This window comes from Proteus myxofaciens ATCC 19692 (genome assembly GCF_001654855.1).
Taxonomy (GTDB): Bacteria; Pseudomonadota; Gammaproteobacteria; order Enterobacterales; family Enterobacteriaceae; genus Proteus; species Proteus myxofaciens.
Map to the genome: position 1 here is coordinate 1 of NZ_LXEN01000151.1, position 10,361 is coordinate 10,361.

13 protein-coding genes and 1 pseudogene are annotated in these 10,361 nt (G+C 40.3%); all 14 read left to right on the plus strand.

Annotation, left to right across the window (positions count from 1 at the left end; translation table 11 throughout):
- Nucleotides 1-185: 185 nt before the first annotated feature.
- Complete coding sequence (locus M983_RS15150) at nt 186-491, plus strand: phage holin family protein (protein WP_066747522.1); 306 nt, start codon at nt 186-188, stop codon at nt 489-491.
- Nucleotides 488-880, plus strand: coding sequence for a M15 family metallopeptidase (locus M983_RS15155; protein WP_066752820.1), 393 nt, complete (start codon nt 488-490; stop codon nt 878-880). The genes M983_RS15150 and M983_RS15155 overlap by 4 nt, the downstream gene beginning before the upstream one ends.
- Complete coding sequence (locus M983_RS15160) at nt 877-1,329, plus strand: lysis protein (RefSeq protein WP_066752822.1); 453 nt, start codon at nt 877-879, stop codon at nt 1,327-1,329. Before M983_RS15155 ends, M983_RS15160 begins: the two co-directional genes overlap by 4 nt.
- Complete coding sequence (locus M983_RS15165) at nt 1,326-2,516, plus strand: alginate lyase family protein (RefSeq protein WP_210433254.1); 1,191 nt, start codon at nt 1,326-1,328, stop codon at nt 2,514-2,516. The genes M983_RS15160 and M983_RS15165 overlap by 4 nt, the downstream gene beginning before the upstream one ends.
- Before the next feature lie 78 nt (nt 2,517-2,594).
- Nucleotides 2,595-2,954 carry a hypothetical protein gene (locus tag M983_RS15170; RefSeq protein WP_066752824.1) on the plus strand — a complete coding sequence of 120 codons (360 nt, stop codon included), beginning with the start codon at nt 2,595-2,597 and terminating at the stop codon, nt 2,952-2,954.
- Nucleotides 2,955-2,972: 18 nt separating this feature from the next.
- The gene (locus M983_RS15175; protein ID WP_066752827.1) at nt 2,973-3,323 is read left to right on the plus strand and encodes an HNH endonuclease; all 351 of its coding nucleotides are present in this window, start codon (nt 2,973-2,975) and stop codon (nt 3,321-3,323) included.
- Nucleotides 3,320-3,517: a hypothetical protein gene (locus M983_RS15180; RefSeq protein WP_066752830.1), complete on the plus strand. Its 198-nt coding sequence runs from the start codon at nt 3,320-3,322 to the stop codon at nt 3,515-3,517. The genes M983_RS15175 and M983_RS15180 overlap by 4 nt, the downstream gene beginning before the upstream one ends.
- A gap of 149 nt (nt 3,518-3,666) precedes the next feature.
- A complete protein-coding gene (locus tag M983_RS15185) occupies nt 3,667-4,140 on the plus strand; it encodes a phage terminase small subunit P27 family (RefSeq protein ID WP_066752832.1) in 474 nt (157 codons plus the stop codon).
- Nucleotides 4,141-4,143: 3 nt separating this feature from the next.
- Nucleotides 4,144-4,860, plus strand: a pseudogene (locus M983_RS18015) (terminase large subunit domain-containing protein); the annotation flags it as partial.
- 401 nt (nt 4,861-5,261) lie between these two features.
- The gene (locus M983_RS15195) at nt 5,262-5,843 is read left to right on the plus strand and encodes a hypothetical protein (protein ID WP_245684054.1); all 582 of its coding nucleotides are present in this window, start codon (nt 5,262-5,264) and stop codon (nt 5,841-5,843) included.
- A complete protein-coding gene (locus M983_RS15200; RefSeq protein ID WP_066752835.1) occupies nt 5,840-6,421 on the plus strand; it encodes a hypothetical protein in 582 nt (193 codons plus the stop codon). The genes M983_RS15195 and M983_RS15200 overlap by 4 nt, the downstream gene beginning before the upstream one ends.
- Nucleotides 6,422-6,442: 21 nt before the next feature.
- Nucleotides 6,443-7,033: a hypothetical protein gene (locus M983_RS15205; protein ID WP_066752838.1), complete on the plus strand. Its 591-nt coding sequence runs from the start codon at nt 6,443-6,445 to the stop codon at nt 7,031-7,033.
- Between the two features lie 56 nt (nt 7,034-7,089).
- The gene (locus tag M983_RS15210; protein WP_066752841.1) at nt 7,090-7,488 is read left to right on the plus strand and encodes a DUF6950 family protein; all 399 of its coding nucleotides are present in this window, start codon (nt 7,090-7,092) and stop codon (nt 7,486-7,488) included.
- The coding region (locus M983_RS15215; RefSeq protein ID WP_066752844.1) for a phage tail tip fiber protein at nt 7,488-10,361 on the plus strand (2,874 nt) is incomplete at its 3' end. The genes M983_RS15210 and M983_RS15215, both read left to right, overlap by 1 nt.

Here is a 10,361-nt window from a genome sequence, read left to right on the forward strand (position 1 = left end):
TCTATAAAAATTTATTACAGTAGGAATATTCAGCTTGAAACATAATAGTTATCTATTTTAACAGGCCGCTTATGTGGCCTTTTTCCGTATATGCCGATTACAGAACAATTACCCTTGTTATCACGTTCACATAAGAGCTGTGAGTCGGCACCTTATTAACTAAATTCCTCCAGAAAGGAGGCGGTATGACACGAATGGATGAAAACAATAAATTCAGTGCCACCGCATGGGGTGTCATATTCGCTATCTCCCTATACGGCGGATTAGCTAGATATATTATCGACAATAAACGCAATGGTTATCGGTGGAGCTGGGTAGGAGCAATTATGCAAATGTTCGTATCTGGCTTTGCTGGAATGATGGGAGGGCTTATATCAATAGAGCTTAACGCCTCGTTTTACTACACATTATTTACGGCTGGCTTATGTGGTTCTGCTGGCTCTTTAGCATTGGATTTCTTCTGGGATAAATTTACAGGAGGCAAAAGATGATTAACTTTAAATTCAGTCAGCGCAGTGAAAATAATCTCAAGGATGTTAATCCTGACTTAGTGAAAATTATTCGCAGAGCTCTAGAGATAACGCCTGTCGATTTTATTGTTATTGAAGGATTGCGAACTCAAGCGCGACAAAAAGAAATGGTTGCTACGGGTAAATCACAAACGATGAACAGTCGTCACATAACAGGCCATGCAGTCGATATTATCCCCGTCAATACAAAGTGGCAGATTGAAGAGTTCAAGCCTTTACTGGAAGCAGTTAAACAAGCCTCTGACGAATTAGATGTTAAGTTACGTTTCGGTATTAATTGGAAGAATGACCCATCATTACCAATTGAAGCTAAATTTATAGACTGTCCACATGTTGAGATACCAGCATGAATATAAAGCTGGCATCGGTAATTATTTTGGGCGTTTGTGTTCTAGGTGGGTTGCTTAACTGGCAAGTTGTCGAAAACCAGAAGCTCACAAATGAAAATGAACATCTCAGCAGTCAGCTTTCAGAGCAAATAGACATCAACAAAGACTACCAAGCCCGTATCACTCGATTAAACCAACTCGATATTAAATACACGCAGGAGTTAGCCAGTGCAAAGAATGAAATCAACACTCTTCGTGATGCTGTTAACTTTGGTAACAAGCGGGTGTATGTCAAAGCCGAGTGTCCAGCAGTCACCAAGAATTCCACCGAAAGCGGAAGCAATGAAACCTCCGCACGATTTAACAAAGCAGTTGAACAAGATTATCTACGTCTCAGAGAAATGATAGTAGAGAACGAACAGCAAACGCTGTATTTACAGGAATATATTAAAAAGGAATGTTTACAATGAAGAAATATATGGTTGGTATTTTATGTATATTAGCGAGTGTAGCAGTTTCACATAGAGCTATTGCATCAATGGATATGGTGCATCCTGGTATTTTAGAAACGAAAGCTCAGTTCCGTTTTGTAAAAAATAATCTTAATAGCGAACCTTGGAAGTCTGCATATGAAAAAATATTAAAGGATCCAAGAGCAAAATTGGATTATAAGCCAACACCGTGGAAAACGGTAGAATGTGGCTCATACAGTAACCCTAATTTTGGTTGCACTGATGAAACAAGGGATGCTTCTGCAGCATATACACAAGTTATTCTTTGGCAATTAACAGGAAATACTCAATATGCTGAAAATACCAGAAAAATACTTAATGCTTGGGCTGAAACATTAGAAGGAGGACATACAAATTCTAATGGTCCACTACAAGCTGCCTGGTCAGCTGAGACTTTTACAAGAGCGGCTGAAATTTTGGAATACACCTACGCTGGCTGGACAAAAGAAGAAAAGGCAAAAGTAAAAAAAATGTTTTCTGAACAATACCTTCCAGATATAAAAAGGATGTTTTCTGGGGCATATGGTTGTTACAACAACAATTGGCAGGCTAGTGGTATAGAGGGAATGCTTAATATTGGTATTTTCACAAGAAATGAAGCACTCTTTAATGAGGCTATTGATAAATGGAAAAGCCTTTTACCTGCCTATATTTACTTAAAGTCAGATGGTCCAATCCCTGCAAATACTTCATGGTGCTCAAGACCAACATCACAAATAGTGGGAACATGGAATAATCCAACTGAGCTCACTGATGGATTAAGTAAAGAGAGTTGCCGGGATTTTGAACATACCGCTTACGGTATTGCGGCTTTAATCAATGTGGCTGAAACAGCCTATATTCAAGGTATTGATTTATACAATGATAAAGAGACTAAAGCTGCGGAAAGATTACAAAAAACAATGGAACTGCATGCTAAGTATCAAAATAATGATTCAGGTTTGCCTCAATTGTGTAAAGACTATGAAGGAATAAAGCTAAACACAGTAGGGACATTTGAAATTGGTTATAATGAGTATGTAGTACGTAAAGGAAACACTTTGACAGAAACAGAGGTGTTTTTACAGCGAACAAGACCCACGACTGGACGTTTCCATTATTTATGGGAAACGATGACTCACGGGTTAATCGGGTATGCAGAATAAATGCTTTATTAATAAAGTATTCAGTTAGCACTAATAGCCATTAGCTAATCGCTGGTGGCTTTTTTATTGGAGAACACCATGTCAGATAACGCTATTCAATTAAAAGTCTCAGTAGATACATCAGACTTAGATAAGTTAGAAGAACAACTAACCCGTATTAAGCAATTGAAGCAAGATGTAGGTGTGAAGCCTAAATCAACACCACAGTTCTCTGGTAAGTTATTTATCAAAGATGCCTTTATTAATTCTGCTGAATATAAAGGTGTGCTCGTCAGTAATAAGTTAGATGCTGACACCAAGGACCAACTGACAGATTTACGCATGCTAGCCGATCGACAAGATGCAAGTATCAATGAGCTAATAAAAGCTAGGCAAGAAGAACATCAGGCATGGGCACAAGCGGTGAACCATATATTTAGCAAGGCATCGTGTAGCTAGAAGTAAAAGGAAATAAGCATGCCACCTCGCATACCTCGCGCATGTCGTAAACAGGGATGCGCTAAGACAACAACAGAACGTAATGGTTACTGTGAAGATCATCAAAACTTAGGATGGGAAACCCACCAACGCGGTAAGTCTCGCCATCAACGTGGTTATGGTACCCAATGGGATAAGTTACGAGCACGTATACTCAAGCGCGATAAGTATCTATGCCAAGAATGTTTAAGAGCAGGGCGAGCCACCGAAGCGAAAACGGTTGACCACATCATTGCTAAAGCACATGGGGGTACCGATGCAGAAGATAACCTGCAAAGCCTATGTTGGTCCTGTCATAGAGCGAAGACAGCAAAGGAAAGAATAAAATGACGCAAGATGAACAGACCTTACTTATGTTTAAGGGACTGGTTGCTGAACTCCCCGAACAAAGCAAAGCGAAAGTTGAACATTGTATTACTGAAATAAAAAAGTTACTGACTGAATACCCTGATGGTGAAGCATTGCTTGCTGTGGGCTATATCGGTGCAGAACAGCAGATGAAAGGTAATATTGGTCAAGGATAACACAGTGTCATATCTAGCCGAGGAGGGGCTGGTAAAATCTCTACCACTCTCGCACTCTAGGACCGCCCCCTTACCTCTTTTCACATCACCGCAGGTTAGAAAACTTTTTTTGGGGATACCCAAGTGATAATTAATAGGAGATTTCTATTATGGCAGGACCGCCTAAAACCCCGTCACACCTGCAATTGGTGAGGGGTAACCCATCAAAACGACCGATTAATAAAAAAGAGACAAAGCCTCCTTCAGGGGTACCCCAAACTCCGAAGTATTTTGATAAGCGGGGAAAGTATTGGTTTAAACGAATAGGGGAAGAATTAAACGCATTAGGTGTGATGAGCACACTTGATGCTAAAGCATTAGAAATGTTAGTCGAAGCCTATGTTGAGTACCGACAACATTGCGAGACACTCGATGAAGAAGGTTATACATACGATGTCATGTCATCGATGGGAGATAAATTAAAAAAAGCGCATCCTGCAGTCGCTATGAAATCTGATGCATGGAAACGTATTCGTGCCATGTTAAGTGAATTTGGTATGACTCCCGCTTCTCGAGCAAAAGTCACTATGAACACTCCTGCCGAAGAAGATCCTTTCGAGGCATTTTTGAAAAAGCGCAAATGATGAATGGCAATCGTAGCAGATGGAATTCAGTACGCCGAACAGGTGATTGCTGGAGAAATTGTTGCGTGCGAATTGGTACGTTTAGCGTGCCAACGATTTTTAAATGATATAGAGCATGGGCCTGAGCGTGGCATCTATTTCATTGAAGATCGCGCACAGCACATACTCGATTTTTATAGTTTTATTCCTCATGTCAAAGGGGCATTAGCAGGCAAGCCTATTGATTTAATGCCGTGGCATGTTTTTATCTTAATTAATATTTTTGGCTTTGTTATTCCGTTAATTGATGAACAAACGGGTAAAGAAGTTGTGGACGAAGACGGTGATGTTGTCTTTGTCCGTCGTTTTCGCACGGCTTATGACGAAGTTGCACGTAAAAATGCAAAATCCACATTGTCATCCGGTATTGGGCTGTATATGACCGGTGCTGATGGTGAAGGTGGTGCCGAAGTTTACTCTGCAGCCACAACGCGTGATCAGGCTCGTATCGTATTTGAAGATGCGAAGAACATGCTGAAAAAGTCCAAAGCGACGTTAGGTCGTTTATTTGAATTTAATAAACTGGCTATTTACCAAGAAAGAACCGCCTCTAAGTTTGAACCGCTTTCCAGTGATGCTAATAATCTTGATGGTTTAAACATTCATTGCGGTATTGTTGATGAATTGCATGCACACAAAACTCGTGATGTGTGGGACGTATTAGAGGTAGGAGTTAAAGCCAATGCAAAAGGGGATGTTTATAGTTCACCTAGTCTGAGTCAATATAGCGATCAGGTGGTGAGTTCACCGACCTTATTTGCATTTGCCAAAGGTGGAGCGCCGGGTCTTGGTTTAATGGGGGAAGCAGGAAGTGAAGCCATTATGCCATTAAAACGTGGCCCTGATGGCTCCTTGGGCGTGAGGGCGACAGGTGGTGGCTCTGCTTCCTCTGGTGATACGATTATTCACCAGACATTTCATGTAACAGGTAATGGTGATGAAGCGCTATATCAAGCCATGCAAGAGGCTGCCAGAATGGGGGCTGAGCAAGGTGCATCAAAAGCGAAGTCTGACATTATGCGAGACTTTCAAACCAACGGTTCATTGAGAAGGAATTTACGATAAATGGCGACGATATTATCGTGGCCACACACCATTATGCCAACCACACTGAGTTGGAACTCATTAGTAACAGTAAAACCTTTACATCAGCCTTTACGGGAAGTGTGCAAACCGTGCGCTTCCCAGGTTCTCATTGGCGCTGCAGTATGTCATTTAATAATTTAACTGACGAGCAGGCAAGAATTTTAGAGGCGGTTGTTGCGGAGTTAGATGGTGAAAGTGGTCGAGTAAAAATTAGCGATTGGGCGCGTTCGGGTCTGATTCAACGAGGAAAACCGAAAGTCAGCCGTCCTAACCAAACAGGAAAATTACTAGAAAGTAAGGACTGGTTACCGAATAGTATTATTCTGCGAATAGGTGACTATATCACTGTAAATGATGAATTAAAGCGAGTGACGGCGAATGTTGTGAGTGATGCACAAGGCAATGCAACCATTCCCATTGCGCCCATATTGCGTTATGCACCTGCATTAAATGACACGATAGAAAATGAAACTCCTTACGGCATTTTCAAATTAACCAGTAACGATCAGGGTAATTTTCAACGCAGACCGGGTATTCTGACAAACACCTCACTGACATTTGAAGAGGCGCTAACATGAAATATCATCCCTTTAGTAACGATATGGTGAAGGCTATCAATGATGGGTATTATTTAGTTGTTGCCTCGCGTTTAGATTTAAAATCAGGTGTAGTGAGAGCACATACGGGTGTGGGTAACATTATTATTGCAGGTGAAATCTACCAAGGCGTTGGACAATTTGGTGCCATTGAGTCTGTCGGTGAAAATATGACAACGAGTCCTCAACAATTAATTATGAAACTATCAGGATTTGACTCATCATTGATTGGTGAAGTGATGAATGAGCGAGTACGAGGACGAGATGCGCAATTAATGTTAGTCGCATTAGATGAAGACGGAAATCCCGCTATTGCCGAAATTTTATTTGCAGGACAAATCACCACAATCGGGGTTACAACAGGTGAAGAAAACGAAATCGCAGTAACCGTATCAAACCGTTTTGAACGATGGTCTTATGGCTTACCCGACAGATTTACTGATAAATCATGGTCTCAACGTAAGAATGGCGATAGGATATTCCGTTATGTGGCGCAAATGGCTGATCGGGCTATTTATTGGGGCAGTAAGAAAAATGCACCTGCGTTTATTTATAAATAATAGCGTGTTATGGGTTTTAAAATGAAATTTAAATATATTTTAGGTGTATGTTTAACATTAGTTTTTATGCTAACAGCATGTGATCATACTGAAAAATCTAGTGATAATTTAAAACTAGCCCCATTTGGTTTGCAGTGGGAAATGAATATTAATAATTTTAAGACTCAGACTAACTATAGTTTTAACATAAAAGATGATCAAAGCGTTTGCCCATTGGTAATATTGGAAACGAAAAAATTAAATAATGGATTTAATAATGAAGGGCAAATATACAAACTATTATTTTTGCCTGAAAACTCGAAAACAGAAATAAATGGATTAATTGGTATTGAATATTCATTTTCAACCGAAAATAAAAGTTTATTTAAAATAACTAAAGAAGATATATTTAAAAATTTAAATGATAGATATGGAAGTTCAATATTCGACAAGGAAAATAATACTTATAAATATGAAGATGAATATAGCTACATAAATTTAGCTGTAGATGAATCAGATAAAAAATCGTATATATTTTTATTTAATTATTATAAGCCAATATTAAATCCCAATATGGATATAATTTCTAAAGAAATGACATCGGACTGCGAAAAAGAAAGAAATCCTCTGTAATTTTATATTTTACCACAGGCCCGCTTCGGCGGGTTTTTTATTGCCTGGAGAAAACCATGAGACACCCACAATGGACAACTCGATTATCTGAAACCTTAAAATTAGCCATTAATCGCCCATTCTCATGGGGTGAACATGATTGTTGTTTATTTACCTCAGATTGCGTCATGGCCATTTGTAACTTTGATCCCTGTGAAAATATTCGTGGGCGCTATAAAACAAAAAATGGCGCATTTCGAGTGTTGCAAAAAGAGTTCGGTACATTAGAAGAGGCGGTCAGTCGCTACTTTGATGACATTCCTGTTAATCAGGCTGGCCGTGGCGATATTGTTATGTTTGAAAGCGATGATGGAAAAACACTGGGTGTGCTGTGGGCTAATAAATTATGGGCGGTTTCGACAGACGGTGTTCGCGTTGTGAATAATCAGCCAATTAAAGCATGGAGAGTACAATAATGGGCAAAACGGTAACAAGTGTTGTCTCTGCTGGCTTAATGATTGCGGGGGTTATTGCCACCGGTGGATTGGGTACCGCATTGATTGTTGCAGGCATTGCCGTTCAAGCTGCGAGTGCGTTTATTTTCAAAGATAAAATACCGGGTTCAGGTTATCGCGACCAATCTGAGCGAAAGCAAATGCTACGTTCTTCCTCAGCCCCTGAAACGGTTGTCATCGGGAAAACAATGATGTCAGGTTTGCTTTTCTTTGCTGAAGAAGAGGAAGGTGAGCAAGATGAAAATGAAGAACTCTACATGGCATTAGCGATTGCCTCTCATCCCATTCATAAGTTAGGTCAAATCTATTTTAATGACGACAAAATTGAGGAGTTAGGGGATAACGCACAATATGAACTTCATAATGGCAGAGAAGACGCCGATCCTTATCTATTAAAAAAAGCACTGTCATGGAAAGAGGATATGATAGGGCGAGGGCTTGCATGGTTACGCTTAACATTACGCTTTGATCAAGAAAAATTTCCTTATGGTGTGCCTAATGTAAAAAGCGAATTATGGGGTAAAGAAATTTATGATCCCCGTACAGAAAAAACAGTGTGGTCCAACAATGGCGCCTTAGTCATATTGGATTATTACCGAAGCTATTTAGGTGTTCCTGATACGGATATTGACTGGAATTCCTTTAAGGTGAGTGCTGATATTTGTGATGAAACCGTGCAAACACCAGATGGAAAAAGTGAGCCTCGCTATACCCTAAATGGTGCGTACGAACTGGAAGAAAGCCCCGCCTCGGTCTTAGAAATGATGCACAAATGCATTGCAGCAGAACCTACGTATATTGCAGGAAAACACGGTATTTTAATGCAGGTATATAATGGACCCGCTTTACTGACGATAGATGAGTCTCAAATAATTGACACTGTGACGGTAACGCCAGAGCTTTCATTACGTGATGCGACTAATGCGATTTACGGTACGTTTGTCGATGCGGAACAACAATATAACAAAACAGATTTTGAACCTGTTGTCATTGACGAATGGGTGATAGAAGATGGGTTAGAAATTAAAGAAAATATGGATTATCGATTTGTTACTAGTCCATACCAAGCAAACCGATTATCCAATCTCTACTTACGTAAAAAAAGAGCAGGGCGTCGAGTTCAGCTACGCATGAACTTAGAGGGTTATGCTTATCGCCCTGGTGATGTCGTTAAGTTAGAACTGCCTTCACTGGGGATCAGTCATTTAGAATTTCGTATTGCAGACTGGAAATTTCACCCAACAGAAGGTGTTGAAATAACCCTTGAAGAAGACGGTCCTTATATTTATGAGGACTTAGCGGGCAAGCCTTTTGAGCGTCCTCCCTTTACTAAACTACCCACAGGCGGTGTAGCCGCGCCCATTAATTTGGCATTTATTCCCCTTTCTATTACTGACATCGTTCAGGGATATATTTCATGGCAGAACGTCGCATCGGATATTCGCTATAACACGGTTAACATTATTGAAAATGGCAAGGTTATCCAATCAATTCAAGTACCCGGTGAACGTGTTGATGTTAATGGGTTAACTCGAGGCACTTATCGTGTTGAGGTAAGAGCCGTTAATGTTGCGGGTGCAATGTCTGCTCCTGCTATTAGTGACTTTGTTATTCAGGCACCGCCTGCACCGATGGGTGTAGAAATAACACCAGGCATGTTTAGCTTAACTGCGTCACCCAAACAAGGCGATAGCGCGGTTTTTGGTTACACCTTTGAGTTTTGGTTTAGTGAGAAAAAGCTCGCTAATCTCTCTGAAAATGAAGTGATAACCAAAACAAATAAAGTAGGGCAAGGAAATTTTTGGACGCAAGAGGATTTGAAAGCGGGGCACACTTACTATTTTTATATCAGGACAATAAATAGTTATGGTAAATCAGCGTTTATTGAAGCCAGTGGTGTCCCTAACTCATTACCGAATGACCTTCTTGATGAGGTGGACGAAAAGGTCAGGGATTCTGAGGCGTTTAAACAACTCAGCGAAGAGCTAAAATGGAATACGGAATCCATTGCAGTACTGACTAATGCCACCTATGCACTCTCTACGGATGTCTTACAACGTTCTGCTAATGCTCAGGCAGGCATTTCCCACCTTCAACAATTACGAGTGTCTGATAACGAGGCATGGGCGCAGGAAATGAAACGGGTTTATTCCGCCGTTGGTGATAATAAGTCAGCCATTGAAGAGGCACAAATTTCAATCACTAAGCTTGATGAAGCCTTTGGACAGCGTTTTACGGCAATTCGTACTGAGATGGATAAAGCCCAAGCGGATATCATTTCAAACTCTCAAGCTATCTCTAAAACTGACAAGGCATTTGCTGAAAATAAAACGCAGGTTCAGGCTAAGTTTGATAAACAAGAGGGCATGATACAGGAGAAAATGCAGGCCACGTTTGAGCAATCAGGTGACGGTGTTGTGACCCACTCGATTAATATCACCATTAAACACAATGGCGTGAGTTATAACGCAGCGGGACAGGTGATTAGTGCTCAGGTTAAGAACGGGAAATTAGAATCCTATATCGGCTATAACGCCAATAATTTTGCGTGGTATAACCCGAATAACGGCAAAATGGAATTATTTATGTATGCCAAAAATGGGCAGCTCTTTATTCGTGATTTATTTATCGAAGATGGGTCTATCACAAATGCCAAAATAGGAAATGTAATTCAATCTAACACCTACAAAACAGGTGTTGATGGTTGGCATATTAATAAAAATGGGTTTGCTGAATTTCAGAATATAAAAGCGAGAGGGGAAATAGAAGCAACTTCTGGGCGATTAAAAAACGTTGTTATTGAAGAAAGCTGTCGCATTCTCGGTAAGCTAAAT